Consider the following 24,768-nt stretch of genomic DNA (forward strand, 5'->3'; position numbering starts at 1 on the left):
ATAATAATGATGCACACTGTCATATCAGCAGTGGCCAACATCTGGACAGCACCTGATTCGCCGCGTCCATCAGATCAAATGATGCTTCGTCCGAACGTTTTGATCAGAGACTGGCTGGCGCGTATGACGTATGATGAGCGTCTTGGGTTATGTACAGACAATGTGATCCAAACTCAGGTTCTCTTTGGTGAGAAGGTGCTGGTAACGGGGGAACAGGACGAATGGGTTTCTGTGATCGTGCCGAGCCAGCCATCTCGAAAGGATAGACGCGGATATCCGGGCTGGATGAAAAAGAACCAGCTGAAAAAAACAAGCCCTATTCATACAAAAAATAATTTGTTCATCAACAAACCTACTGCCTTTTTGTATAAAAGTAATGGAGAAAAGGAGTTTGAATTGAGCTTTTTGACGGTCCTGCCCTTTATTGCAGAAGAAAACGGATTTTTTAAGGTTGCAACCGCTATTGGGGAAAGGTTTGTGAAGCAAACTGACGCAGAGCCTGTCCGCGAACAGAAAGGGACCGCTGAAGACATCATTCAAACGGGGGCTTCCTTTCTTGGGCTTCCCTACCTGTGGGGAGGGATCAGCGGGTTTGGCTTTGATTGCTCCGGGTTTATGTACAGTATTTTTAAGGCCAATGGTTACAGCATCCCCCGTGATGCAGGTGATCAGGCAAAAGCTGGGGAGGATGTCCCGCTTGGTGATATGAAGGCCGGTGACCTGCTGTTTTTTGCTTATGAGGAAGGAAAAGGAGCGATTCATCACGTCGGTCTGTCCATAGGCGGCGGGAAAATGCTTCATTCTCCAAAGACAGGGAAATCAATCGAAATCCTTTCATTAAAGGAGACAATCTATGAAAAAGAACGATGTGCGGTGCGCCGCTGTTTTTCAGAATAAGGAGGGAGACAAATGACGCCACTGCCTTTGTTAGAGGTCAGCCAGCTGAAAATGCATTTTGAAGCAGGGAAAAAGCGGACAGTCAAAGCCGTCGACGGGGTCACCTTTCAGATTCATGAAGGAGAAACGTTCGGGCTGGTCGGGGAATCTGGGTGCGGGAAATCAACTCTAGGGAGAGTGCTGATGCGCCTTTATGAGCCGACAGAAGGGAGTGTGACCTACCGCGGCACAAATCTTCACGCGCTGAGTGAGAAAGAGCAGTTTGCCTTCAATCGCAAGCTGCAGATGATTTTTCAGGATCCTTACGCTTCACTTAACCCTCGCATGACCGTTCGAGACATTATTTTGGAGCCGATGGAGATTCACAATCTCTATCATACCCATAAAGCGCGGCTTCTCGTCGTGGACGAGCTGCTTGAGTCAGTAGGGCTTCATCCCGATTTTGGCAGCCGTTATCCCCATGAATTCAGCGGGGGACAAAGACAGAGGATTGGGATTGCAAGAGCACTGTCGCTAAATCCTGAGTTTATCGTGGCAGACGAGCCGATTTCTGCACTTGATGTCTCGGTTCAGGCGCAGGTGGTCAACCTGCTGAAGCGGCTTCAAAAAGAGAAAGGGCTCACGTTTTTATTTATTGCCCATGATCTTTCGATGGTGAAGCATATCAGTGACAGGATCGGTGTCATGTATTTAGGGCACATGATGGAAGTTACAGAAAGCGGAACCCTGTATCGTGAACCCCTGCACCCTTATACAAAGGCGCTTTTGTCCTCGATTCCGATTCCAGATCCAGAATTGGAGGACAAGCGTGAGCGCATCCTCTTAAAAGGGGAGCTGCCGAGCCCGGTCAATCCGCCGAGCGGCTGCGTGTTTCGAACCCGCTGTCCGGAGGCGATGCCTGAATGCGGGGAGTCCCGTCCCCAGCTTCAAGAAGTCGAAGCCGGCCGATTTGTCGCTTGCCATTTGTATCGACATGCTGAGGCAAAAGAAAAAGTACGGTAAACAAAAAGAGTGGCTCTCATTTTTACGGAGCCACTCCTTGCTTTTATGATTGATGTAAAAATTTCACACAAACCGGGTAAGGGACAGAAACAGTTGATGGAAGCACTGTCAATCGGCCGGTTTCTTTATCTCTTTCAAACAGGACAAGGTTGCCTGTTTCTTCATTTGAAGCCACAAGGAAAGCTTCTGTTGGATCCAATACAAAGTCACGAGGCCAGTTTCCTTCTGTTGAAACTCTTTCCACGAAAGCCAGCTCGCCTGAGTATTGGTTTACTTCAAATACAGCGATGCTGTCATGTCCTCGGTTTGCAACGTAAACAAAACGACCGTCCTGTGTGACATGAATGGCGCTTCCCTGGCTGTTGTCTGTAAAATCATCAGGGATGGCAGAGATGACCTGGATTTCTCTGAATTCGCCGGCTGTCGGATTGTATTCAAGCGCAATCACTTCATTGCTTAATTCTGTCATGACATAAGCGTATTTTTCTTTCGGATGAAAAGCGATATGGCGAGGCCCTGCGCCGGGAGCGAAGGTATGGCTTCCAGATTCAGTCAATACGCCGTCTTTCAGCTTATAGGTGTACAGTTTATCGGTTCCTAAGTCAACCGCTACGACATAGTTGTGTTCAGGTGTGAACCCCGCGTAGTGTGTATGCGGCTTTTCCTGTCTCTCATGCGGCCCTTTTCCCGTGTGAGCAGCTTCTGAAGCTGGTGATTGCAAGCTTCCGTCGCCTTGAACTGGAAAAGCGTGGACCTTCCCGCTGTGATAATTGGCAGTTAATACGAATTGATTTTGATCATTGACGCTGACGTGGCATGGAGACGGCCCTTCAATTAACTGATGATTCAGAAATGTCAATTCGCCGCTGTTTTGATCGATTTGATAGGCAGCCACTCCGCCTTGGCCGTCTGCTTTTTCAATTGAATAAAGAATGGTGTTGTCTTTATTTGGCGTTACATATGTGGGGTTGCCCAGTTTTGCGGCAAGCTTGGGCTCGCTGAGTGTTTTTTTCTCAGTATCAAGCTCAAATGAATAAATCCCTTCGCTTCCGCCTTTTGTATATGTTCCGACATATCCTATGTACTTTGTCATGCGATTTCCCCCTTAAAATGATGTCATCTCTATATTAACGTATCTTGATAAAATAAGCTGTTCAAAACATGAAAAAGGGGAATATTCTTCATTCGCCGCGAATCAGCGGCATCGTACAGCATCTGAACGAACCGCCTGATTTAACAATTTCTGACAGGTCGATTTCGATGATGTGATAGCCTCTTTTTGATAACTGTTGATTGACATGACGGTTGCAAGGGAGGCTGATGATTCTTTTTCTTCCGATAGAAAGCACATTGGTGCCAAGCGTAAATTGTTCGTCCTCAGGCACCTCAATGAGGTCATAACGTTTTGCCAGCATGTCAACTGCCTCTGGCTCAAGGGCTTTAGGATAAATTAACGCTTCGCTTTCAGATATGACGTTGAAAACGCAGTCCAAATGCAAAAATTTTTCATGAAGCTGTACTGGAATGACTGTATATTCAGGAAGTTCCTCTTCCAGCTGTCCGATGGCTGATATGTCGGTACGCTGGCTGATTCCGACGTAAACTGTGTCCCCATCAATGATGACGTCACCGCCTTCAATGCTTGTATCAAGCATACGGGTGTAAGAAATGCCTTGATCGTGGAAAAATTCTTTTATGACGGCCTCTTCCCCTTGGCGAATCGGTTCAGTCATGCTCGAGAGGAAGGCTTTTTCTCCGATGACAAATCCTATGTCGCGGGTGAAGACCTGCTCGGGGAGTCCGTCGCGGACCGGCAAAAGGATAACGTCGATGTTGTGTGACCTGAGTGCTTCAACCAGGCGGCGGTGCTGATCGGTGGCGGTTTTTACATGAATATTGTCATCTTCAAAATGTTTTTGGGTTTCGTTTATGACATCTTTTATGGTCATATGCTCCGGTTTGCATAAAATCACTTTCTCAAGTGTGCCGTATTCCGTTCGGCAGACTGTTTTGCGGTGATGTTTCGGGATGGATACATCCATTTGTTTCTCCTCCTGACCTTGTGAAGAATACATTTATTATTCCCTCATCATCAAAATCATTAAACGTTTTAGAAAGAAAACCTGGCAGACAAAGCATTTTAAATTTTAGACAAATAGCAGAGAATATTGTTTAATAGGAGAATATGAGTGCATTTAGCTAAACAATCAGACATCAAAGGGGAGAAAGGTATGGAAACACCGGAAACTAAATTTTGTAAAGAGTCAAAGGTTGTAAAAACCAGCAGGGTGTTCCCGCTTGATACGAACAACCATAATACGCTGTTTGGCGGAAAATTAATGAGCTACATAGATGATATAGCTTCTATTTCCGCGGCGCGCCATTGCAGACGGGAAACCGTAACGGCTTCGATGGACTCGGTAGATTTTCTGAAGCCGATCGGACAAAAGGATTCTGTCTGCTTGGAATCCTATGTCACATGGGTCGGCACTTCCTCCATGGAGGTGTTTGTAAAAGTCATAAAGGAGCATTTGATGACTGGCGAAAGGGAGCTTGCCGCGACATCTTTTTTGACGTTTGTCGCACTGGATTCAAATGGAAAGCCGGTGCCTGTACCGAGAGTTGTACCGGAAACAGAAGAAGAAATCATGCTGCATAATACAGCCGTTCAGCGCGCCAATGAACGAAAGAACCGCAAAAAACACAGCCAGGCGCTTGCGAATGCGCTGGGAACTGAAAAACCTTGGTAATCGTTAAACCCAAAACGTAAGTTTTGGGTTTTTTTGTGCTTTTCATTTTTCGATGGTGATTATTGCAGTGGTTAGTCCGTTTTTGCTAGGGGATTCTATAAAAAAGCAACAATTGTCATGTTGAATTGATAATTTTATGACAACTTTATAAAAGATTCATTTTATATATATCTTTTATTCATAACATCATGTATTTTAAAGATATATTTAAAATACATCTTTTTGAAAGGATTGTTTAAACAATGTTAGATCAGAAAACAATCGAAATCATTAAAAGTACTGTACCCGTATTACAACAGCATGGAGTAGCGATCACTGGCCGTTTTTACGATCTGATGTTTCAAGACCATCCAGAGCTTCTGAACATTTTTAATCAAACAAACCAAAAGAAAAAAACACAGCGTACTGCACTTGCAAATGCCGTTATTGCAGCTGCAGCAAATATTGACCAGCTTGGAAATATTATTCCGGTCGTCAAACAAATCGGGCACAAGCACCGCAGTATTGGAATCAAGCCTGGACATTATCCGATCGTCGGCAAATATTTGCTGATTGCGATTAAAGACGTTCTGGGAGATGCTGCAACACCCGATATTATGCAGGCGTGGGAGAAAGCGTACGGCGTTATCGCTGATGCGTTCATCGGAATGGAAAAAGAAATGTATGAACAGGCGGAGCAGCAAGCTGGCGGCTGGAAGGAGTATAAGCCGTTCGTCATCGCGAAGAAAGAGCGGGAAAGCAAAGAAATTATATCCTTTTATTTGAAGCCGGAGGACGGCAAGCCGTTACCAGAATTTCAAGCAGGACAATATATCAGCATCAAAGTGCGTATTCCTGGTTCTGAATATACGCATATTCGTCAATACAGCCTGTCTGATGTGCCGGGAAAAGATTATTATCGAATCTCAGTGAAGAAAGACGGTGCCGTATCGTCCTATTTACACGATGGGCTGCATGAGGGAGATTCAATTGAGATCAGCGCACCGGCAGGGGACTTTGTTTTAGATGCTTCCTCACAAAAAGATCTCGTTCTGATCAGTGCCGGAGTTGGCATTACACCAATGATCAGCATGCTGAAAACGTCTGTTTCCAAGCAGCCTGAACGGCAGATTCTGTTCATTCACGCCGCGAAAAACAGTGAATATCACGCATTGCGACATGAGGTGGAAGAAGCAGCAAACCATTCCTCTGTCAAGACAGCATTTGTGTATCGTGAGCCGACAGAGGAAGACCGTGCAGGTGATCTTCAATTTCATGAAGGGCAGATTGATCAGCAATTCCTTAAGGAGCTGATTGCCAATACAGATGCGGATTATTATATTTGCGGATCACAACCATTTATTACAGCAATGCATAAACTTGTGTCAGGCCTTGGATCAGCACCGGAGTCTATCCGTTACGAGCTGTTTGGCCCGCAATTAAGTATGGCACAGTCTGTTTGATCACATAAAAGAAACTCTTCTCTTTTCTGAGAAGAGTTTTTTTATTGAGATAGAAGGAGCGAACAAGCGCCTGCTTCTACATTCGGACAATCACTGATCCTCCGCCGCCGTTTGTGCATACACGGTTTTGCTGTTCTTGCATTGTTCTCAGCAATTCATTGTTTACCTCAATCGCTCTGATTAGCTGCTCCATTCTTAGCTCTAAGCCGGCTAGCCTGTCGATTGTCTGATGCTGCTGATAGTCTGCGGGCTGAGGAGCCAATGGTACATCATAGGGCCAATGGGTATTCGACTTCTGATTCTTCATGTTGTGCCTCCAATCTATGTTGCTTTCTATTTATGGTATGTGCCGGAGAAATGCACGTTCGCCTATTTCTAACACTGAAAATGGTGTGAGGTATAGCGCTTCTGCCTCAGGGCAAAATAGGCTCAATATGACTAGGGTGATGGAGGTAAAGGTCGGTGTTGTGGATCGTATGGTCATTTTTACTGAAACCAGTTATCGTATTTTCGATTGCGTATATTTTGTTTCGGCTTGCCGGCAAAAAAGCTGTGTCTCAAATGAACAATTTTGATCTGCTTTTGACATTCGCAATCGGAACCATTATCAGTGAGCCGATTCTTACATCCAGGCTGCCGATGTCGATTTATTACGCGGGCACTTTTTTGGTGCTTTATCTTATAATGAGCAAGCTAGCTCTTTCTAATAGATGGCGATGGCTGCTGGTCGTAAGCCCGACTGTCTTAATCAGAAACGGGGATATTGATGAACGCGGCCTGCGTAAAGAAAGGCTGACTGTTAATGAACTGCTCGGAAAACTTAGGGAAAAGGGCTATGCGGATCCGGCCGACATTGATCTTGCCATTATTGAAGAAACGGGAGAAGTAAGCGTCATTCCAAAAGAGGAAGCGAGAGCGGTGCAGGTGCGGGATTTGAATATGGAGGCTGAACGGAATTTTATCCCGATTCCCCTTATACTGGACGGCGAAATCCTTGATCATAATTTAAAGTACCTTCAAAAAAACCGAGCCTGGCTGTTTGAGAAGCTTGAGGAAAAAGGGTGCAGCCCTAAACTTCTGTCCTCGATCACACTTGGAACGATGAATGCCCGCGGCGACATATCGCTTGATTTACATACCTCAAACGAGCCGCGGCATGATCCTTATTTGTATAAACCGGGAAATAACAATTGAGATTGCTCTCTATTTTACTGAGAGCTTTTTTCTTTTTAAAGGGAATTTTTGTTTGGTGTCAAATGTACCTAGTTAGGGGGGACGACACATGAAGGACTTAATCATTAGAAACGACATGGCGCCGACGGTCAGCCTGCTTTATTCCGCTGTGGAAGAAAACAGTCTCCGTCTGGCTTCTATCGTAAGCCGCATGACACACAGTGAGCTTTATTATAAGGGGCGCTGTCAAACAAAAAACAGCACGGTCCAGCTTTTGCACCACATCGCAAATGTTGATATCAGATGGGTCTGGCGTATTAAGGAAAACCGGATACCGGAGCATATTGAACAGGTTTACGGACCGATGACAGATGAAAACGGACAGCTGTCTGAACCGGAGAATCAGCCCGGATTGGATGAACTTCTGAAAAGACATCAGCATGTGGTAAACGAGCTGAAGTCGGTATGTTTCGCCTTAACAGAAGAAGATTTGCATCAGACGCTTTTTTACGATGGTAACAGCGCAACTGTAAGATGGGGCATATGGCATATGGCGGATCATAATCGTTATCATCAAGCACATATTGAAGCCCTCAAAAAAGAATGGAAGCAGGATATGGCAAAATATGAGCGCTAAAACGAAGCTTGTGACCGGCCGAATTCGTTTGCGCTGTATGGAAGATCATGATCAGGCCTCTTTGTTTGAGCTGTTCAACGATCCTGACGTTATGAAATTTTATTCCGAGTTAAAAGATAAAAGGCAAACACGCGAGTGGATCAATTGGAACAAAAGAAATGAAAAAGGATACGGCGTCAGTCTGTGGATCGCCGAAGACATACGGACAGAGGATTTTTTGGGGCAATGCGGCATCGTTCCTCAGCAGGTCGACAATCAAACAGTAATGGAAATCGGCTATATGTTTGCCCGACGCCACTGGGGGAAAGGCTATGCGCAGGAAGCGGCTCGAGCCTGTCTGGACTACGGCTTCAACGAGCGGCAGTTCGGCAAAATGACGGCTTTGATTGACCCGGATAACAAAGCGTCCATACGGGTAGCGCAGAAAATTGGCATGCTATACAGCAGAACGATCAGAAAGTGGAATAAACCGATCGCGGTATATGAAAGAAAATCTTACAATTGAAAGAAGGTGTAAAGTTGTAGTATCATATTTGTCAGGTAAAGTTTTCTAGGGTTCCGCATGTGAATGAACATGGACTGGTCCGAGAGAAAGCACATACGCGTAAATAATAGCGCGTATGCACACGGAGGGAAAAAAGCCCGGGAGAGTCAATCTCATGTGAGACGACTGTCCGGGGTTTTTTTGTTTTCTGAAAATCTTAGCAGATAGAAAGGAATGGCGTAAAATGAAATGGGGATTGGTCGTGCTTGCCGCTGTTTTCGAGGTTGTTTGGGTGATAGGCTTGAAGCATGCTGACTCAGCTTTAACATGGAGCGGCACTGCCATCGGCATCTTATGTAGCTTTTATCTTCTCATAAAGGCGACTCACAGTCTGCCTGTTGGAACCGTGTACGCCGTCTTTACCGGACTCGGAACAGCCGGAACTGTGCTGAGTGAAATCGTTCTGTTTCATGAACCGGTTGGATGGCCGAAGCTATTGTTAATTGGTGTGCTCCTAATCGGTGTAATCGGATTGAAGCTTGTGACACAGGATGAGGCAGAGGAAAAAGGAGGCGAGGCATAATGCTGCATTGGATCAGTTTATTGTGCGCGGGCTGTTTGGAGATGGCCGGTGTTGCCCTTATGAATCAATATGCGAAAGACAAAAGCGTGAAATGGGTGCTGTTGATCATTGTTGGTTTTGCCGCTTCATTTTCCCTGCTGTCATATGCAATGGAAGCCATTCCGATGGGTACCGCTTACGCCGTCTGGACAGGCATTGGCACAGCCGGCGGCGCGCTTGTCGGCATCCTCTTTTACAAGGAGCCGAAAGACGCCAAACGGATCTTCTTTATCGCCTTGATTTTATGCTCAGCGATCGGTTTAAAAATTCTGTCATAAATTGATTTTTATCAAATCTTCAGTATAATGGATAAATAGTTTAGACTTAACAAGATAAGAGGGATTATTCATGAAATCATATATGACTCAGCGGTTAAACGAATACCGTGACGGGAATGAGGATAAAGGGCGCCTTTTGGTCAGCTGTCCTGATCAGCCGGGGATCGTTTCTGCGGTTTCTGCGTTTTTATTTGAACACGGCGCAAATATTATAGAATCCAATCAATATACGACAGACCCTGAAGGCGGCCGCTTCTTCCTGAGAATCGAATTCGACTGTGCGGGCATTCATGAGAAAAAAGAAACACTGCACGAGGCGTTTGCGCCAATTGCGGAAAAATTCGACATGACATGGAGCTTAACATTGGCAAGTGAACTGAAGCGCGTCGCCATCTTTGTCTCAAAGGAGCTTCACTGTCTGCATGAGCTGATTTGGGAATGGCAAACAGGCAACCTTATGGCGGAAATCGCTGTTGTTATCAGCAACCATGAGGATGCGAGAGAGCTTGTTGAGCGGCTGAACATTCCATTCCACTATATGAAAGCAAACAAAGACATCAGAGCGGAAGTCGAAAAGAAGCAGCTTGAACTGCTTGAGCAATACGAGATTGATGTAATCGTTCTCGCACGCTATATGCAGATCTTAACTCCTGACTTTGTCTCGGCTCATCCGAATCGCATCATCAATATCCACCATTCGTTCCTGCCTGCTTTTATCGGCGCGAATCCGTATAAACGTGCTTACGAGCGCGGCGTGAAACTGATCGGAGCGACATCTCACTACGTCACAAACGATCTGGACGAAGGGCCGATCATTGAACAGGATATTGAGCGCGTAGATCACCGCGATAATACAGAGGCGCTGAAAAACATCGGCAGAACAATTGAGCGCAGCGTGCTTGCACGTGCTGTAAAATGGCATTTGGAAGACCGTGTCATCGTTCATGAAAACAAAACAATCGTCTTTAACTAGACTGCAAGAGCCCGCGCCATGCGGGCTCTTTTGGGTGACAAAAAACCTTGACAAGTGCCTTTTTTCTTTGCATAATATAAAAAAATCATTGAGCGTTGAAGAGGATTAGTAAGCAGACCTTTCTGTGACAGAGAGCAAAATGAATCGCTGAAACATTTTGCCGCATGAAACCTGCTGAACCTGCCTTGGAGTCTTAGGGGGAAAACCTAGGCGCGTAACCTGGCGTTACAGGAGAGCGGAGCGTGCATAAGCGCGTTCAATCAAGGTGGTACCACGGAAACCCATTTCGTCCTTATGAAACAGGATGAAATGGGTTTTTTTATTGTAAGTTGGCTGGCGAAGAGCCGCGGAGGAGAATAAATGAAAAAACAAAGAATAGTAGTGAAAATAGGAAGCAGTTCGCTGACGAACAGCAACGGAAGCATTGATGAAGCGAAAATCAGAGAACATGTTCAGGCCATTTCCCTGTTGAAGAAAGCGGGACATGAAATGATTTTGATTACTTCAGGAGCCGTAGCGGCGGGGTTTTCCAGCCTTGGTTATCCGTCCCGTCCCGTTACCATCAAAGGAAAACAGGCGGCGGCCGCGGTCGGACAAACACTATTAATGCAGCAATATATGAATCAATTCAAACAATACGCACTGACTCCGGGACAAATCCTTTTAACGAGAAATGATTTTTCGAAAAGAGAACGGTACCGAAACGCGTATGCAACGATTATGGAATTACTCGAGCGCGGCGTTATTCCCATTATCAATGAAAACGATTCTACATCTGTTGAAGAATTGACATTCGGGGATAATGATATGCTTTCTGCGTTAGTCAGCGGATTGATTCATGCGGACCAGCTTATGATTCTCACTGACATCAACGGACTGTATGATGCCAATCCGAATGAAAATCCTGAGGCGAAACGTTTTGATTATTTGCCGGAAATTACGCCTGAATTGCTGGGATATGCAGGATCAGCCGGATCAAAGGTCGGCACCGGTGGTATGAAATCAAAGCTGTTAGCCGCACAAACTGCGCTGTCTCTCGGAGTGAAGGTGTTCATTGGTACAGGTAGCGGAGAGCAAAAGCTGGCAGACATTTTGGACGGCAGGGGAGACGGCACTTATATCGGAGACAAAGAACTATCCTCGGTCAACAACACGAGACAGTGGATACAGTTCCACTCGCCGATATCAGGAGAGATCCTCATTGATGCTGGTGCCGAGGAGGCGATGATCCATAAGGGAAGCAGCCTGCTGCCGGCTGGCGTTGTAGGTGTGAACGGGAGCTTTCCGAAAGGGGCCGTCGTGGAAGTCAGGGGACCGGGCGGCGTAATCGGCAAAGGCCAGACGCATTACTCCTCCGAGGAGATTATGGAGGCTAAAGGCAAACGAAGTGATGAACTTGATTTTGAAAAAACGTTTGAGGTTATTCATAGGAATGACTGGGTCAATTTAAAAGACTAGGAGGCGGAAAAATGAGAGAAGTTTCTGTAAAAGCGAAGCTGGCAAACGAAGCAGCAGCTGAACTGATTATGAAAACAACGGCTGAAAAAAATGAGGCGCTGAGCCTCATTGCAAACGGGCTCCGAAATGAAATGGATTTTCTCTTAATGGAAAATGCAAAAGATATTGAAAACGGTAAGAGCAATGGCTTAACACCTGATATCATTGATCGGCTGACACTGGATGAGAAACGCATTCGTGATATAGCGGATGCAGTAGAGCTTTTAATTGATTTAGCAGACCCGGTCGGTGAATCTCTTGAAACGATTGAAAAGGAGAACGGCCTTTTTATCGAAAAAATCCGCGTTCCGCTCGGTGTTGTCGGAATGATCTATGAAGCGAGGCCGAATGTAACAGTCGACGCTGCGACCCTCTGCTTAAAGACGGGTAACGCGGTTGTCCTGCGGGGGAGCTCTTCTGCCATTCACAGCAACAAAGCGCTCGTCAGTGTTATTCACAGAGCGCTTGAACAGTCACCGCTTCCAGTGAACGCTGTACAGCTGATTGAGGATACAAGCAGAGAAACGGCAAAAGAACTCTTTACGCTGAACGACGGTCTTGACGTATTAATCCCGCGCGGAGGCAAAAAGCTGATCGACCTCGTTGTGAGAGAATCAACAGTGCCTGTGTTAGAAACCGGCGCAGGAAACTGTCACATTTTCATTGATGAAACGGCCAAACCGGAAATGGCAGAAAAAGTAGTTGTAAATGCCAAAACACAGCGCCCTTCCGTATGCAACGCGATTGAATCATTGCTGATTCACAAGGCGTGGGCAGAGCAGCATGGGAAAGAATTGCTTGCTCAGCTGGAAAAAGCGGGAGTTGAAATTCGCGGTGATGAATTGGTATGTGAACTTCACCCTTCAAGCAAACAAGCATCAAAAGAAGATTGGGAAACTGAATTTTTAGCGCCTGTCCTCAGCGTAAAGACAGTTGAGAACGTTCAAGAAGCTGTGAAGCATATCCAACAATACGGCACCAATCATTCTGAAGCGATTTTAACTGAAGACGACAATAACGCCTCTTATTTCCAGACGGCTGTCGATGCTGCCGCAGTTTATCATAACGCGTCAACCCGTTTTACTGACGGTTTTGAATTCGGCTACGGAGCTGAAATCGGCATCAGTACGCAAAAGCTTCATGCCAGAGGGCCGATGGGGCTTCCTGCACTGACTTCTACAAAATACATCATTAAAGGAACTGGGCAAATCCGCGAATAGGCGTGGCGATGTTCAATTCAAAAGCTTATCCCTTAAAAGGGATAAGCTTTTTTATGCGCTGAAAAATTGACACTGCAAATTTAATTGTTTACAATTTAATTGTATAAAATATATTGGAGGAATGAAAAATGAGTCAGCCATTATTTACAGCATCTGTTTCAGCGGTAGGAGGAAGAGAAGGAAAGGTCATTTCATCAGACCGCGTTCTCGAGCTCGATGTCGCAATGCCGGGGACACCGAGAGCAAAGAAACTAGAAAAAGCGACAAATCCGGAGCAGCTGTTTGCAGCGGGTTACGCAGCTTGCTTTGACAGCGCACTGCAGCTGGTAGCAAGAACAGAACGGGTGAAAGTGGAGACAGAGGTTACAGCGCATGTCAGCCTGTTAAAGGACGAAGCAGATCAAGGCTACAAACTGGGGGTGACGTTGCAAGTGAAAGGAAAAGGAGTCAGTGCGTCAGAATTACAGGCACTTGTGCAAAAAGCGCACGGCGTCTGCCCGTATTCAAAAGCAACCTCTGGAAATATCGATGTGACACTTGAAGTAGCTGAATAAAAGAAAAGAGGATGCCTCATATAAGGCATCCTCAACTTTTTTGATGGATTGTTTCCAGCAATGTAAAGAGAGCGGATTTTAACTGTTTCAGGTCTTCACCGGACTGTTTGGAGAGCCCCAAGATCGTTCCTGGTATGTCGGCAGCTTTTTCTCTTAATGATTCCCCGTCCTCTGTCAGGCTGATCAACACGGACCGCTCATCCTCTTCAGATCTTTTTCTCGTAATCAACCCCTGCTGTTCCATCCGTTTTAGCATTGGAGTGAGCGTGCCTGAATCTAAATACAGCAGCTCGCCCATTTTTTTGACAGTAAGCGTTTCATGTTCCCATAACAAAAGCAAAGCCAAATATTGCGGATACGTCACATTCAGCTTATCAAGCAGCGGCTTGTATTGCTTTGTCATTTCCCTCGAACTCGCATAAAGCAAAAAACAAAGCTGATTCTCCAATTTCATATGGTCAAATTCATTTTCCATCTTGTTCACCAACTCTTTCTGACATTCCATTCTATTGTATCTGAAAAACACCACTTTTCCTATTCTCGGCAAACTTAGCATGTTTAAAAAGAACAGAATGGGAAATATAACAACTAGATACGATATAAGGAGGATGGAAATGATGGCACTATTTACAGCTAAAGTAACCGCGCGAGGCGGCCGGGCAGGACATATTACTTCAGACGACGGTGTTCTAGATTTTGATATTGTCATGCCGAATGCCAAAAAAGAAGGACAAACCGGCACAAACCCGGAACAGCTCTTTGCGGCAGGATACGCTGCATGCTTCGGCGGCGCGCTCGAACACGTGGCCAAAGAACAAAATATCGAAATTGATTCCGAAATCGAAGGGCAGGTCAGCCTTATGAAGGATGAGAGCGACGGCGGGTTTAAAATCGGCGTCACACTGGTTGTGAACACGAAAGATTTAGATCGGGAAAAGGCACAAGAGCTTGTCGAGGCTGCTCATGAATTCTGTCCTTATTCTAAGGCGACCAGGGGAAATATTGATGTAAAATTAGAATTAAAATAAGGATTCTCAGGATGTTTTTTTGTGTGGAAGCATGAGGAGCGGGCATGATCTTTTCGAAGGATGAATACATGTAGTATAGGTGAATTCAGTCTAGAGAAAAGGTGAGCACATGAAAAAAACAAAGCTGTCAGTTTGTATGATTGTGAAAAATGAAGAACGCCATATCGCCCGCTGTTTAGAGAGTGTGCAGCATATTGCCGATGAAATTATTGTGGTTGATACCGGATCAAACGATCGTACGGAAGACATTTGCAAAAGCTTTCATGCCCAAGTTTTTCGCCATAAATGGGAACAGGATTTTTCACAGGCGAGAAATGCCAGCCTGCAGCATGCCAAGGGAGAGTGGATATTGATCCTGGATGCCGATGAAGAGCTGGATCCGGACACGGGCAGCCTATTGCCTTCGCTGCTGACAGACAGCCTGCCGTCTCTCGGTTATGTGAAGGTCGTGAACTATACCGGGAAGCAATGGAATGAAAATGAAGCGTTTGAACAAAGGCAGATCAGGCTGATCCGCAATCAGCAAAACATAGTGTTTACGGGAAGTATTGGCGAAAGGCCTGAGGGAAAAGCGGCAAGCAGCTCTTTCACGCTTCCATGTATCATTCACCATTACGGCCATTTAGAGCAGGAGGCACAGCAAAAGCATCAGCGCAACATGAGCTTTTTGAATACGGAATTGCTGGCATCCTGCACTGACCCGTCTCTCGTATATCAGAAAGCAGCTGAATATGACAGAGGAAACAAACATGATAAAGCCCTCAGCCTGGCAATGGATTATATCAATGAATGTAAGAGAAAAAAGCAAATTCCGCCGCCTAATGTCTATTATTTAAAGTATAAATTATTAATAGACGCAGAACGGTACGAAGAAGCGGAACACGATATCAATGAAGCACTCGGGCATTATCACGATTACTGCACGCTCCACTATTACAAAGGGGTCATCAAGTATCAGCTTAAAAAAGTAAGAGAAGCAATCACGGCATTTGAGGCTTGCCTTCAAATCACTAATGAAAATCATCAGTACGTAGAGGTAAAAGGAGCAGCCGATTTTAAATCAAGCTGCTGGCTCGGTGTCTGCCATGCTGAATCGCATCAGCATATGACCGCTGTGCTGTATTTGCAAAAAGCGCTGAAGGCCAATCCGAAGTGCCCGCGGGCACAGCGTCTTCTCAGCGAATTAACAAAGGATCAGGCCGCGCATGCCTGATCCTTTAATATTCTTTTTTACTGTCAAAAGCCCGCCATGCCTGAAACGGGGATAAATGCTCTGTCAAAGTCACTTGATAAAAGGGGATCGTTCTTTCTTCAGCTGGTTTATCAATTTCTTCATAAATGAACGAATCATCAAACCCCGCTTCGGCAGCGTCGGAATGCTCTGCCGCATAGTAAACGGCTTTTGGCCGGGCCCAGTAAATGGCGCCTAAACACATGGGGCACGGCTCGCAGCTCGTATATAAGATGCAATCATCAAGCTGATAGGCGCCAAGTGCCCGGCAGGCGTTCCGAATAGCTGTCACTTCCGCATGGGCAGTCGGATCATTGCTTGTTGTAACGTTGTTCTGCCCCTCGGCAATAATAGAACCGTCTTTTACAATAAGGGCCCCGAAAGGCCCGCCAACTCCTGCATTCACTCCTTCACGAGCGAGGTCGACAGCCCGTTTTAAGAACTTTTCATGATTCATCCCAAACCCTCCTGTCAATTGAGTGTTATAAGTATAGCCGAAAAAGGGGGCAAAGAACATTCTCAAAAAAGTGCAAAATAAACAAAGTATTTGGGGGATTTGCTAAGATAAGAGGAGAAAAGAGGAGGGGGAAACATGCTGCATTTATATATTGCCAGACACGGACAGACCCAATGGAACGTAGAAAAACGGATGCAGGGCTGGCTGGATTCTGATTTGACAGAACTTGGGCTGTACAACGCCCGCGCTCTTGGGGAGCGTCTGAAGGATATTGAATTGAATCAGGTCTACATCAGCCCGAGCAAGCGGACAGAAGAGACAGCAAAAACCATACTGGGATCGCGCAGGCCCCCGCTGGTGATAGATCATATATTCAGAGAAATGTCACTGGGCTCATGGGAAGGGAAAAAACAAGAGGATATTGAAAGGGACGAACCAGATCTTTTTCATGCTTATTTTCATTATCCCGAAGCTTATCGCCAGCAGGGATGTGAAACGTTTTTTGACTTTGAAAAACGGGTCAGGCTGGCTCTCCAAACGATTTTAGACAGCCATTCTTCCGGTAATGTTCTCTTGGTTACCCATTCTGTCTTTATATTAATGCTGTTAAATATCATAAAGGGGAGACGCGTTAACGACATATGGAATTCTGCTTACATACATGATACATCATTGAGCCTTGTGGAATTTGATGAAAATGGAACAGCCAAAATAGTAAAAGAAGGGGACGGGAAGCATCGGAAACCGATTTCCGCTTTCTAATAGAAAAAACCATCTGCCAAAGACAGATGGTTTCTATTTTATACAAGCTGTGTCTGCTGAGCTCTTGCTTGTTTTGCAGCTTCCACCATGTTTTTCAATGCGGCAACCGTTTCTTCCTGCTGTCTTGTTTTCAATCCGCAGTCTGGATTTACCCAGAAGCGGTCAGTCGGACAGACGGCAAGCGCATCAACGATAATGTTGTACATTTCTTCAGTTGACGGCACCCGAGGGCTGTGAATGTCATACACACCAAGGCCAAGGCCTTTGAGATACGGATGCTCTTTTAAGTAATCTAAAAATCCTCCGTGGCTTCTGCTGTGCTCGATCGTAATGACATCCGCATCCAGATCATTGATCGTATCGACAATGTCTTCGAAGTTGCTGTAGCACATATGCGTATGAATTTGTGTCTCGTTTTTCACGGAAGAAGTGGTTAATCTGAATGCTTCTGCCGCCCAAGTCAAATATTCATCCCAATCGCGGGTTTTTAATGGAAGGCCTTCGCGCAGTGCTGGTTCATCGACTTGGATGATTTGAATGCCTGCGTCTTCAAGCGCTTTTACTTCTTTCCGAAGGGCAAGCCCGATTTGGAAGGCGATTTCTTTTCTCGAAATATCGTTTCGAGGGAAAGACCAGTTTAAAATTGTAACCGGACCTGTCAGCATTCCTTTCACATGCTTGGATGTCAGGGACTGTGCATATACCGTGTCTTTCACTGTCATCGGTTCAATAAATTCAACATCTCCGTAAATGACTGGCGGCCGAACACAGCGTGAGCCGTATGATTGAACCCAAGCATATTTTGTGAAGGCAAAGCCGGCCAGCTTTTCACCGAAGTATTCGACCATGTCTGTCCGTTCAAACTCACCGTGAACAAGGACATCAAGTTCCAATTCTTCCTGAATATCAATCCACCTTTTGGTTTCCGCATTGATAAAGTTTTGATACTGTTCATCAGACCATTCATTTTTCCGCCATTTTTGGCGTGCGCTCCGCACTTCAGCAGACTGCGGGAAGCTTCCGATCGTAGTCGTCGGCAAAAGCGGGAGGCCGAGAGATTCATTTTGCAGAGCTAAACGTTCTTCAAACGGTATCGGACGCTTGAAGTCATTATCTGTTAATTGCTCAAGCTCTTTCTTTTGTTCAGAATTCGTGCCTGTTGCAAACAGTTTAAGCGCCTGAATATCAGCTTTTGCCTGCTGGATTTGTTCGCTGATCGCCGCTTTTCCTGATACTAACCCTTCTTTCAAAGCTGTCAGCTCGGCCAGCTTTTCTTTAGCGTAGGATAATCCGTTCAGCAGATCCTTTTCCAAATGCTCGTCAGGATGTTTTGCTACCGGAACATGCAGCAGGCTGCTTGAAGGCTGAATCCACAGTTCATCAACGTTTGCATAGCTAAGAATATCTAGAATGGCATCGAGACGTTCTTCAAGGTCTGCTTTCCAAATGTTGCGTCCGTCGATCACGCCGGCTGCCAGTACTTTGTCTGTCGGAAAGCCGTGTGTTTTCAGCTGTTCCAGGTTTCTGCCTTTGTCGTGAACGAAATCAAGGCCGATTCCCTGAACCGGGTAAGAGATCAGCTCTTCATAGGCATCAACAGAATCAAAATACGTCTGTAAAAGCACATTCAAAGAGGAAAGCTCACTTGTAATGCTTTCAAATAATTCTTTTGCGCCGCGAACATCTTCGCAAGAGGCGGTAACGAGCGCCGGCTCATCGATTTGAACCCATTTTACGCCTTCTTCTTCAAGCTCTTTCAAAAGCTGTACATATAACGGCACAAGGCGTTTTTGGATTGCTTTAGCTTCTGACGGTTCATAGCCTTTAGCAAGCGTAACGAACGTATATGGGCCGATAATCACAGGCTTTGTTTCAACGCCGTATGCCTGTTTGATTCGGCGATAATCTTCGAGCTGTTTGTTTCTTGTCAGGCTGAACTCAATGCTCTCGTCATATTCCGGAACGATGTAATGGTAATTTGTATTAAACCATTTTGTCATTTCACTTGATACAGCGTCTTTTATTCCGCGGGCGATAGCGAAGTATGTATCGGTAGCGTCAGTCAAATGTCTGAATCGTTTCGGAATCCAGTTAAAGCTGACCGCTGTGTCGAGTACATGGTCATACTGTGTGAAATCAGAAACAGGCACAACATCAATCTGCTGGTCAATTTGTGTTTTTACTGCGGATAAAAATAGGTCATCCATTTGCTTTAAAAACGTATCTTTATCAGTGCTGCCTTTCCAATACGCTTCAAGTGCTTTTTTCCATTCTCTGTTCAGTCCGATTCTCGGAAATCCTAAATTCGATGTTTTGATGGTTGTCATTGTTTCTCCTCCTTTATATGTAAAACACTCTAAGTTAACCCGCGGATACAGGCTGCTAAGAGGTTTCCTCACAAACAAAAAGCCTCTTTCCCATGAGAGAAAGAGGCTTTTCTGCGTAAAACACTGCCTCTCTCATCTCTCAGACACAATCTGATGGAATTAGCACCGTGCCTTATGAGACATCAGTCTCGGCGCGAAAAGCAGTGCGCCCCATTTCACAATGGAATTACGGTCGGTTGCTGTTGGGGTCAAAAGGCCAATCCCTCGCCCAACTCTCGATAAGAGAAAATGTTATTAATTTTTTGAAAAGTTGAATCATTTGTTGGTAATCTTAACAGCAATTCAAATTCGCTGTCAACATAGAATTTGAAATTTTATTTACAAATTACGGCATTTATTATATGAGAAAAATAAATTTATAGTGTCATCAAATGTGATTGCTCTGCTTTTTCTGCCAGCTCATCAGGAGCAGTTAAATACAGGAATCCATTGCCTGCCAGCGTTTTTGCGATATCAAGCGGGAGTGTCCTGCGAACCAGCTGTGCATAAACCTCAGGTTCAGAAAGCTTTCTTTGAAATGATTCTTCTTCAAAGCTTTTAATTAAAGCGAGCGCTCCGCTGACGTGAGGGGCAGCCATTGAAGTCCCGGTGAGCTTGCCGTATTTCTTGTTAGGGAGGGTGGATAATATATTTTCTCCCGGTGCCACAAGATCGATTTCTTTATTGGCGTTAGAAAATTCTGACGATTCTCGAGCTACGGAAACAGAACCAACCGCGATCACTTCATTATAAGCCGCGGGGTAGGAAAGCTCTTCTGTTCGTTCGTCGCCGTCACCTTCATTTCCCGCCGCGCAAACGACAAGCACTCCGTTTTTGACGGCGTTTTTCACCGCTTCTTCAAGCTCCGGAACATCGCTTGGTCCGCCAAGGGACATTGAGATGATATCGACTTTCTGTTCCACAGCGTAGTTAATGCCGTTAATAATCCATTCGTATTGTCCGCTGCCGTTTGCGCCGCCTAGAACCTTCACAATCAATAGGCTTGCCTCAGGAGCGACTCCAGCAATGCCGCCATTTGAATCATTAGCGGCAATTGTTCCGGCGACGTGTGTGCCGTGTCCGTTGTAGTCGGAAATCGCATCTTCCTTGCCGCCGTCATCATCTGTGAAGTTCTTTCCGCCGATGATTTGGTTTTTTAAATCAGGATGGCTTGTATCGCAGCCAGTGTCCAATACTGCAATTGTTACGTTTTTGCCTTTTACCCCTTTTGCCCACAATTCTGGCGCCTTAATCACTTTAATGCCCTCAGGAAGCTCGTTTACATCCATGATCTGCTCATTCGTCACATACGGGATCAAGCGGATTTCACCATTCATAAAAAAGCCCTCCTTTTTTATGCTTTCAAGTGGATTCAAGGGTGTTGCCTCATATTATATGAAAAAAGCAACCGCTCGGACAGAGCCATTTGAAGCATTTTGAAAAAATAGGATACACCCCAAAGAATTAGTAATTTTCAAAATATTGGATGGCTTCAGCGTGTATGACTGGGATTCAGCTATCAGTCAAGTTATAATAGTGTTGGGGAAAGGAGCAGTGTGATGAAACTGAATGAAAAATTATACGCATTTTTTTCAGAACATGTTGATCAAATGGCCGAGGAATGGATTGAAACGATGGAGGAAAGCGATCCGAACTCGCTTTACGCTCTACATAATGCATCTGTAACGGAAGAATTGAAAGAGCAGGACAGAGAATTTTATCGGCATCTGAATTACATGTATGTTTTACCGGAAAAACAATTTCTCGAAGAATTTCAAGAGTGGATCATTGAGCTGACAAACGACCAAAAGCATCTCGACACGCCGGTTCAGTACGTCATTCGGGAGTTTATGAGAAACCGAAGATTATACACGAAGTATCTTGAGAAGTTCGCAGAAGAAAATGAATCGGCATTTGAACCGGGAGAGAAACAGAAATGGGCTGATTTGATTGTAAAAGTCTTTGATTTTACGATTTATACATTCGTTGATCATGCTGAAACGAATGCCAAACAGCAATTAAACGCCCAGAGAGAAATGATATTGGAATTAAGCTCGCCTGTCATTACCCTGAGCAAATCAACAGCTCTGCTGCCGCTTGTAGGTGACATTGATACTGAACGGGCCAAGTTTATTCTGGAAAACACGCTTCATGCTTGTGCCAAAAGACGCGTAGAGCATCTGTTAATCGATCTGTCAGGCGTTGTGGTGGTTGATACAATGGTGGCGCACCAAATCTTTAAATTGATTGAGGCACTCAATTTAATCGGTGTCCGGTCAACTCTGTCAGGAATCAGGCCTGAAATCGCTCAAACAGCTGTACAGCTTGGAATTGATTTTTCGAATATAACGATTAAAACCAATCTTGCCCAGGCATTAAACTATCATCAATAATATAAAAAGCCGCTATCGTCGATAGCGGCTTTTTATGAGGCAAAACATAAGGATACAAGAAAAGATCCTGCGAACAAGAAGAGAACGAGACAAAAGAACAGCCAGTCGCGGCGATTTACGGACAGCGTTCGATAATATGTCCGATTCCTGCTTCCTGTAAACCCCTTCGATTCCATTGCCAGGGCGGTCCGTTCCGCTTTTCTGATGGCGCTTGCCAATAGCGGGATGGTATACCGCTTTAGCGCGCTGATTTTCTCAACGAAGCCGCTCTCTGCCGCTCCTCCTCTGATTTTATGGGCCTGCTGAATCAGCTGGACTTCATCCTTTAACAGCGGAAGAAAACGAAAACCTGCAATCACGCCATATGCGAGCTTTGGTGAGAGCTTGCACTGCTGGACAAGGCTCAGCATAAATAAAATGGGGTCAGTCGTAAAAACAAACATCATCGATAAGGCGGAAAAGCACAAAATCCGAAACCCGAGAGAGATGCCCACAGACACATTATCGCTGTTAATAGAGATAGGGCCGGCTTGAAATAAGAAATTTTCCGGGGTTGTCGGAACCTTGCCAAAAACAGCGGCTGTCCATACACATCCGAATGCCAAAATCAAAAACGGAATGGTAAACAAAAACCATTTTTTTAATGGGATTCCGGCCGCCAATAGGACACCCGACACGATGATGATATAAAAACACGCAGGGGTGTAAGGGTTGTAAATAAACGACAGCATGACAACGCAGCAAAAAACCGCCGCTGCTTTCACTGTCGGATTAATGAGATGTAACGGCTGCTTCATCACGCACCTCCTCTTGATATGCCATCCATTCATATAGAAGGGGAAGGGTGAGCTTTGCTTTTTGGACAAGCCTTGTTTTCTGAGAAAATAACTGCGCTGGAGATCCGTCAAAAACCAGGTCCGTATCGTGAAGCACAAGCACGCTGTCGGCATACGAAGAGACAAGCTCCATATCATGTGTAATCATGAGGACAGCGGTGCCTTCTTGCTTAATCCGCTGAATCATGTCCATGCATTCAGCCGCCGTGCGGGCGTCCTGGCCAAAGGTTGGTTCGTCTAATAATAAAACCTTTACGTCATGCATGAGCATGGTAGCGACGCTCAGGCGCCGTTTTTGCCCTTGGCTGATTGCAAACGGATGGTGATCAGCCAAATGCGCAAGACCGAAACGCTGCAGCAGATGCTGCGCTTTTTTCTTGGTTTCAGCATTTGCTTTCTTGCCGAACAGCAGCTCGTCATATACTGTGCCGGTGACAAACTGATGCTCGGGGTTCTGAAAAACAAATCCCATTCGTTTTCGCAGTTCATTTTCTTTATACGATTGAAGCGGCTTATCATATAGAAGAATCTTTCCGCTTTTCGGCTTCATCAGACGGGCGAGGACGGATAAGAGTGTTGATTTTCCGGTGCCGTTCGGGCCGACAAGCGCCGTCAAAGAGCCTTCGTGCAATGAGAAGCTGATGTCTTTGAAAATCGTCTGCTGTCCTCTTGCGAACGAAAGGCTGCTGACTTCCAGCACACGCTCCCCAGAAGGAGCTTCTTTCTTTTCATTATGACTGACAGGAAACGGTTCTTTAAAAAGCGTTTCTTTTGATAAAGTAAACGGCATACTGAGTTTTTCCTGCAGGTCACACACTTTTGGAATCGCGATGCCCATTTGTTTTAAGGTCTCCGCTTCGTGCTGAAATAGATCTTTCGTCCCGCCATCCAGCACTTTTTTTCCTGCTTTGTCCAGCACGATTGTCCGCTCAATCCAAGGAATCCATTCATCAAGCTGGTGCTCAATGACGAGGAGGCTGAAGCCTTTTTCTTGCTGAAGCTCTTTCATCATGTGAACGAATTCCCGAGCTGAATAAGGATCTAACAGGGAAGTTGGCTCATCTAATATAATAAGCTCGGGCTCCATCGCCAAAATACAGGCGAGAGCCACTTTCTGCTTTTGCCCTCCTGACAGTGCAGATATTGTTTTTTCTTTTAAATGAGTAATACGTAATTTTTCTAATACGGCATCAATTTTCTCCGCCATCTTTTCTTTCGGAATCTGCAGATTTTCCAGCCCAAAAGCGATTTCGTCCTCAACCGTAAGCATGCAAAACTGCTGATCGGGGTCCTGAAAGACAACTCCGGCATGCTGTGCAATCGTTTCGGAAGTTTCAGCGTCTGTGACCGGCTTTTGATATAAAAATACATGTCCGGACAGTATGCCGTCGCAAGCCTCCGGGTACAGGCCGTTTAAACAAAGGGCGAGCGAGCTTTTTCCGCACCCGCTCGGTCCCAGCAATAAAGCGCATTCTCCTTTGTGAAGTGCAAACGAAATGTTTTGAAAAACCGGTTTCTTGTCTTCTTCATAAGAGAAGCCGAGCTGGTCAACCGTTAGGAACTCATCAAAGGCTTGCATGTTCTGAAGCCCGCTTCCGTTTCTTTTTCAATTCCTTCCCGAGTGCCATTCCGTTTAACACACCCGTATAAGCAAGAGAGTCGCTGACAGCCTTTCCGAGAAGCCCTGCAAGAAGCGCGCCAGAAATCAGACGGATCACAAGCATCATGAGAAGATAGCCCGGTGAATAGGCTGCATAGCCAGAAACAAAGAGATCATAAATAAAGCTTGCTACTGAAGACCCCATTCCTGCCAGCAGAAGGACGGGCAAAGAGTATGCTTTCCAGCGTGTCGCGAGAAATACCGCTTCAGCCCCGAGTCCTTGAACAATGCCGATAACGATGACCATCGGGCCAGACGGATTTCCCAGCAGGCACTCAACGAGAGCGGCAATGATTTCAGAAACAAGCGCTGCACCCGGTTTTCGAATAATGTACGCGGCGATGACAGAAACGATAAACCAAATGCCGTAAATCGGTTCATAAGCGATTGGCCCGAACATACCTGCAAGTACATTTCCGAAATGCGTAAATAATAAATAAACAACGGCAAAAACGATACTGATAACAGACATGATGACAATTTCTTTTACTTTCCAGCTTTTCATA

At 45.5% G+C, this 24,768-nt stretch carries 27 protein-coding genes, 2 riboswitches and 1 other annotated feature; of the genes, 17 read left to right on the forward strand and 10 right to left on the reverse strand.

What is annotated here, in order from left to right:
* Window positions 1-6: 6 nt before the first annotated feature.
* Both MOB98_RS07585 and MOB98_RS07590 read left to right on the forward strand, forming a co-directional pair.
* Window positions 7-897: an NlpC/P60 family protein gene (locus MOB98_RS07585; RefSeq protein WP_268367058.1), complete on the forward strand. Its 891-nt coding sequence runs from the start codon at window positions 7-9 to the stop codon at window positions 895-897.
* Between the two features lie 12 nt (window positions 898-909).
* A complete protein-coding gene (locus tag MOB98_RS07590) occupies window positions 910-1,899 on the forward strand; it encodes an ABC transporter ATP-binding protein (RefSeq protein ID WP_268367044.1) in 990 nt (329 codons plus the stop codon).
* A 43-nt stretch (window positions 1,900-1,942) separates the two neighbouring features.
* On the opposite strand, the gene pgl is transcribed toward MOB98_RS07590, so the two are convergent.
* On the reverse strand, window positions 1,943-2,992 hold the full coding sequence (gene pgl / locus MOB98_RS07595) for a 6-phosphogluconolactonase (RefSeq protein WP_268367045.1): 1,050 nt from the start codon (window positions 2,990-2,992) through the stop codon (window positions 1,943-1,945).
* An 88-nt stretch (window positions 2,993-3,080) separates the two neighbouring features.
* Window positions 3,081-3,941 (reverse strand): dimethylarginine dimethylaminohydrolase family protein, encoded by an 861-nt coding sequence (locus tag MOB98_RS07600; RefSeq protein WP_268362568.1) that lies wholly within the window; start codon window positions 3,939-3,941, stop codon window positions 3,081-3,083.
* Between the two features lie 189 nt (window positions 3,942-4,130).
* Here MOB98_RS07600 and MOB98_RS07605 point away from each other — a divergent pair, with 189 nt between their 5' ends.
* The gene (locus MOB98_RS07605; protein ID WP_041520929.1) at window positions 4,131-4,649 is read left to right on the forward strand and encodes an acyl-CoA thioesterase; all 519 of its coding nucleotides are present in this window, start codon (window positions 4,131-4,133) and stop codon (window positions 4,647-4,649) included.
* Between the two features lie 242 nt (window positions 4,650-4,891).
* Entirely contained in the window at window positions 4,892-6,091 is a 1,200-nt protein-coding gene (gene hmpA, locus MOB98_RS07610; protein WP_268367046.1) for an NO-inducible flavohemoprotein, read from the forward strand.
* Window positions 6,092-6,167: 76 nt separating this feature from the next.
* On the opposite strand, the gene MOB98_RS07615 is transcribed toward hmpA, so the two are convergent.
* Window positions 6,168-6,398: a hypothetical protein gene (locus MOB98_RS07615; RefSeq protein WP_268367047.1), complete on the reverse strand. Its 231-nt coding sequence runs from the start codon at window positions 6,396-6,398 to the stop codon at window positions 6,168-6,170.
* Window positions 6,399-6,553: 155 nt separating this feature from the next.
* Here MOB98_RS07615 and MOB98_RS07620 point away from each other — a divergent pair, with 155 nt between their 5' ends.
* The 9 genes from MOB98_RS07620 to MOB98_RS07660 all read left to right on the forward strand — a co-directional run bounded on the left by MOB98_RS07620 (window position 6,554) and on the right by MOB98_RS07660 (window position 13,529).
* Window positions 6,554-7,285, forward strand: coding sequence for a DUF421 domain-containing protein (locus MOB98_RS07620; RefSeq protein ID WP_268367048.1), 732 nt, complete (start codon window positions 6,554-6,556; stop codon window positions 7,283-7,285).
* Window positions 7,286-7,373: 88 nt separating this feature from the next.
* Window positions 7,374-7,901 carry a DinB family protein gene (locus MOB98_RS07625; protein ID WP_268367049.1) on the forward strand — a complete coding sequence of 176 codons (528 nt, stop codon included), beginning with the start codon at window positions 7,374-7,376 and terminating at the stop codon, window positions 7,899-7,901.
* Complete coding sequence (locus MOB98_RS07630) at window positions 7,891-8,406, forward strand: GNAT family N-acetyltransferase (protein WP_268367050.1); 516 nt, start codon at window positions 7,891-7,893, stop codon at window positions 8,404-8,406. The genes MOB98_RS07625 and MOB98_RS07630 overlap by 11 nt, the downstream gene beginning before the upstream one ends.
* Before the next feature lie 34 nt (window positions 8,407-8,440).
* A riboswitch (guanidine-I (ykkC/yxkD leader) is annotated at window positions 8,441-8,552 on the forward strand.
* A 77-nt stretch (window positions 8,553-8,629) separates the two neighbouring features.
* Window positions 8,630-8,968: a multidrug efflux SMR transporter subunit YkkC gene (ykkC, locus tag MOB98_RS07635; RefSeq protein ID WP_268359696.1), complete on the forward strand. Its 339-nt coding sequence runs from the start codon at window positions 8,630-8,632 to the stop codon at window positions 8,966-8,968.
* Window positions 8,968-9,285, forward strand: coding sequence for a multidrug efflux SMR transporter subunit YkkD (ykkD, locus tag MOB98_RS07640; protein ID WP_268359693.1), 318 nt, complete (start codon window positions 8,968-8,970; stop codon window positions 9,283-9,285). Before ykkC ends, ykkD begins: the two co-directional genes overlap by 1 nt.
* Window positions 9,286-9,355: 70 nt before the next feature.
* Complete coding sequence (gene purU, locus MOB98_RS07645) at window positions 9,356-10,258, forward strand: formyltetrahydrofolate deformylase (protein WP_268359691.1); 903 nt, start codon at window positions 9,356-9,358, stop codon at window positions 10,256-10,258.
* A gap of 86 nt (window positions 10,259-10,344) precedes the next feature.
* Window positions 10,345-10,555, forward strand: a binding site (T-box leader).
* 63 nt (window positions 10,556-10,618) lie between these two features.
* A complete protein-coding gene (gene proB / locus MOB98_RS07650) occupies window positions 10,619-11,716 on the forward strand; it encodes a glutamate 5-kinase (protein ID WP_268359689.1) in 1,098 nt (365 codons plus the stop codon).
* Window positions 11,717-11,727: 11 nt separating this feature from the next.
* The gene (proA, locus tag MOB98_RS07655) at window positions 11,728-12,975 is read left to right on the forward strand and encodes a glutamate-5-semialdehyde dehydrogenase (protein WP_268359686.1); all 1,248 of its coding nucleotides are present in this window, start codon (window positions 11,728-11,730) and stop codon (window positions 12,973-12,975) included.
* Window positions 12,976-13,103: 128 nt separating this feature from the next.
* Window positions 13,104-13,529 (forward strand): organic hydroperoxide resistance protein, encoded by a 426-nt coding sequence (locus tag MOB98_RS07660; protein WP_010333956.1) that lies wholly within the window; start codon window positions 13,104-13,106, stop codon window positions 13,527-13,529.
* A 31-nt stretch (window positions 13,530-13,560) separates the two neighbouring features.
* Here MOB98_RS07660 and MOB98_RS07665 read toward each other — a convergent pair whose 3' ends face one another.
* Complete coding sequence (locus tag MOB98_RS07665) at window positions 13,561-14,004, reverse strand: MarR family winged helix-turn-helix transcriptional regulator (RefSeq protein ID WP_268359684.1); 444 nt, start codon at window positions 14,002-14,004, stop codon at window positions 13,561-13,563.
* Window positions 14,005-14,146: 142 nt separating this feature from the next.
* Between MOB98_RS07665 and MOB98_RS07670 the strand changes: the two genes are divergently transcribed.
* Together MOB98_RS07670 and MOB98_RS07675 are read left to right on the forward strand one after the other, a co-directional pair.
* The gene (locus MOB98_RS07670) at window positions 14,147-14,557 is read left to right on the forward strand and encodes an organic hydroperoxide resistance protein (RefSeq protein WP_268359682.1); all 411 of its coding nucleotides are present in this window, start codon (window positions 14,147-14,149) and stop codon (window positions 14,555-14,557) included.
* Window positions 14,558-14,666: 109 nt separating this feature from the next.
* Window positions 14,667-15,770 carry a TPR domain-containing glycosyltransferase gene (locus tag MOB98_RS07675; RefSeq protein WP_268359680.1) on the forward strand — a complete coding sequence of 368 codons (1,104 nt, stop codon included), beginning with the start codon at window positions 14,667-14,669 and terminating at the stop codon, window positions 15,768-15,770.
* A 4-nt stretch (window positions 15,771-15,774) separates the two neighbouring features.
* Here MOB98_RS07675 and MOB98_RS07680 read toward each other — a convergent pair whose 3' ends face one another.
* Window positions 15,775-16,245 carry a nucleoside deaminase gene (locus MOB98_RS07680; protein ID WP_268359678.1) on the reverse strand — a complete coding sequence of 157 codons (471 nt, stop codon included), beginning with the start codon at window positions 16,243-16,245 and terminating at the stop codon, window positions 15,775-15,777.
* Window positions 16,246-16,380: 135 nt separating this feature from the next.
* Here MOB98_RS07680 and MOB98_RS07685 point away from each other — a divergent pair, with 135 nt between their 5' ends.
* Complete coding sequence (locus MOB98_RS07685; RefSeq protein ID WP_268359675.1) at window positions 16,381-17,007, forward strand: histidine phosphatase family protein; 627 nt, start codon at window positions 16,381-16,383, stop codon at window positions 17,005-17,007.
* Window positions 17,008-17,045: 38 nt separating this feature from the next.
* On the opposite strand, the gene metE is transcribed toward MOB98_RS07685, so the two are convergent.
* Both metE and isp read right to left on the reverse strand, forming a co-directional pair.
* Entirely contained in the window at window positions 17,046-19,334 is a 2,289-nt protein-coding gene (gene metE, locus MOB98_RS07690; RefSeq protein ID WP_268359672.1) for a 5-methyltetrahydropteroyltriglutamate--homocysteine S-methyltransferase, read from the reverse strand.
* 129 nt (window positions 19,335-19,463) lie between these two features.
* Window positions 19,464-19,619: riboswitch (SAM riboswitch) on the reverse strand.
* A 131-nt stretch (window positions 19,620-19,750) separates the two neighbouring features.
* Window positions 19,751-20,710 (reverse strand): S8 family peptidase, encoded by a 960-nt coding sequence (isp, locus tag MOB98_RS07695; protein ID WP_268362305.1) that lies wholly within the window; start codon window positions 20,708-20,710, stop codon window positions 19,751-19,753.
* 222 nt (window positions 20,711-20,932) lie between these two features.
* Between isp and rsbRB the strand changes: the two genes are divergently transcribed.
* Entirely contained in the window at window positions 20,933-21,766 is an 834-nt protein-coding gene (gene rsbRB, locus MOB98_RS07700; protein WP_268362307.1) for an RsbT co-antagonist RsbRB, read from the forward strand.
* A gap of 32 nt (window positions 21,767-21,798) precedes the next feature.
* Here rsbRB and thiX read toward each other — a convergent pair whose 3' ends face one another.
* From thiX to MOB98_RS07715, 3 genes are read right to left on the reverse strand one after another with little or no spacing between them, the layout of a single operon-like run.
* Complete coding sequence (thiX, locus tag MOB98_RS07705) at window positions 21,799-22,563, reverse strand: HMP/thiamine ABC transporter permease ThiX (RefSeq protein ID WP_268362309.1); 765 nt, start codon at window positions 22,561-22,563, stop codon at window positions 21,799-21,801.
* Window positions 22,538-24,181 carry an ABC transporter ATP-binding protein gene (locus tag MOB98_RS07710; protein ID WP_268367051.1) on the reverse strand — a complete coding sequence of 548 codons (1,644 nt, stop codon included), beginning with the start codon at window positions 24,179-24,181 and terminating at the stop codon, window positions 22,538-22,540. The genes thiX and MOB98_RS07710 overlap by 26 nt, the downstream gene beginning before the upstream one ends.
* The gene (locus MOB98_RS07715) at window positions 24,168-24,767 is read right to left on the reverse strand and encodes an ECF transporter S component (protein ID WP_268362313.1); all 600 of its coding nucleotides are present in this window, start codon (window positions 24,765-24,767) and stop codon (window positions 24,168-24,170) included. The genes MOB98_RS07710 and MOB98_RS07715 overlap by 14 nt, the downstream gene beginning before the upstream one ends.
* Window position 24,768: the final 1 nt, after the last annotated feature.

The organism is Bacillus sp. N13C7, from assembly GCF_026790065.1.
In the GTDB taxonomy this organism is placed as follows: domain Bacteria; phylum Bacillota; class Bacilli; order Bacillales; family Bacillaceae; genus Bacillus.

Bases quoted from the DNA above. Each gene is read 5' to 3' on its own strand.
- ykkC (WP_268359696.1), top strand. From the start codon at position 8,630: ATGAAATGGGGATTGGTCGTGCTTGCCGCTGTTTTCGAGGTTGTTTGG.
- thiX (WP_268362309.1), bottom strand. From the start codon at position 22,563: ATGAAGCAGCCGTTACATCTCATTAATCCGACAGTGAAAGCAGCGGCG.
- proA (WP_268359686.1), top strand. From the start codon at position 11,728: ATGAGAGAAGTTTCTGTAAAAGCGAAGCTGGCAAACGAAGCAGCAGCT.
- metE (WP_268359672.1), bottom strand. From the start codon at position 19,334: ATGACAACCATCAAAACATCGAATTTAGGATTTCCGAGAATCGGACTG.
- MOB98_RS07680 (WP_268359678.1), bottom strand. From the start codon at position 16,245: ATGAATCATGAAAAGTTCTTAAAACGGGCTGTCGACCTCGCTCGTGAA.
- MOB98_RS07615 (WP_268367047.1), bottom strand. From the start codon at position 6,398: ATGAAGAATCAGAAGTCGAATACCCATTGGCCCTATGATGTACCATTG.
- MOB98_RS07710 (WP_268367051.1), bottom strand. From the start codon at position 24,181: ATGCAAGCCTTTGATGAGTTCCTAACGGTTGACCAGCTCGGCTTCTCT.
- ykkD (WP_268359693.1), top strand. From the start codon at position 8,968: ATGCTGCATTGGATCAGTTTATTGTGCGCGGGCTGTTTGGAGATGGCC.
- MOB98_RS07600 (WP_268362568.1), bottom strand. From the start codon at position 3,941: ATGGATGTATCCATCCCGAAACATCACCGCAAAACAGTCTGCCGAACG.
- isp (WP_268362305.1), bottom strand. From the start codon at position 20,710: ATGAATGGTGAAATCCGCTTGATCCCGTATGTGACGAATGAGCAGATC.
- rsbRB (WP_268362307.1), top strand. From the start codon at position 20,933: ATGAAACTGAATGAAAAATTATACGCATTTTTTTCAGAACATGTTGAT.
- MOB98_RS07625 (WP_268367049.1), top strand. From the start codon at position 7,374: ATGAAGGACTTAATCATTAGAAACGACATGGCGCCGACGGTCAGCCTG.
- pgl (WP_268367045.1), bottom strand. From the start codon at position 2,992: ATGACAAAGTACATAGGATATGTCGGAACATATACAAAAGGCGGAAGC.
- MOB98_RS07605 (WP_041520929.1), top strand. From the start codon at position 4,131: ATGGAAACACCGGAAACTAAATTTTGTAAAGAGTCAAAGGTTGTAAAA.
- MOB98_RS07670 (WP_268359682.1), top strand. From the start codon at position 14,147: ATGGCACTATTTACAGCTAAAGTAACCGCGCGAGGCGGCCGGGCAGGA.
- MOB98_RS07685 (WP_268359675.1), top strand. From the start codon at position 16,381: ATGCTGCATTTATATATTGCCAGACACGGACAGACCCAATGGAACGTA.
- MOB98_RS07675 (WP_268359680.1), top strand. From the start codon at position 14,667: ATGAAAAAAACAAAGCTGTCAGTTTGTATGATTGTGAAAAATGAAGAA.
- hmpA (WP_268367046.1), top strand. From the start codon at position 4,892: ATGTTAGATCAGAAAACAATCGAAATCATTAAAAGTACTGTACCCGTA.
- MOB98_RS07660 (WP_010333956.1), top strand. From the start codon at position 13,104: ATGAGTCAGCCATTATTTACAGCATCTGTTTCAGCGGTAGGAGGAAGA.
- MOB98_RS07715 (WP_268362313.1), bottom strand. From the start codon at position 24,767: ATGAAAAGCTGGAAAGTAAAAGAAATTGTCATCATGTCTGTTATCAGT.
- MOB98_RS07665 (WP_268359684.1), bottom strand. From the start codon at position 14,004: ATGGAAAATGAATTTGACCATATGAAATTGGAGAATCAGCTTTGTTTT.
- MOB98_RS07590 (WP_268367044.1), top strand. From the start codon at position 910: ATGACGCCACTGCCTTTGTTAGAGGTCAGCCAGCTGAAAATGCATTTT.
- proB (WP_268359689.1), top strand. From the start codon at position 10,619: ATGAAAAAACAAAGAATAGTAGTGAAAATAGGAAGCAGTTCGCTGACG.
- MOB98_RS07585 (WP_268367058.1), top strand. From the start codon at position 7: ATGATGCACACTGTCATATCAGCAGTGGCCAACATCTGGACAGCACCT.
- MOB98_RS07630 (WP_268367050.1), top strand. From the start codon at position 7,891: ATGAGCGCTAAAACGAAGCTTGTGACCGGCCGAATTCGTTTGCGCTGT.
- purU (WP_268359691.1), top strand. From the start codon at position 9,356: ATGAAATCATATATGACTCAGCGGTTAAACGAATACCGTGACGGGAAT.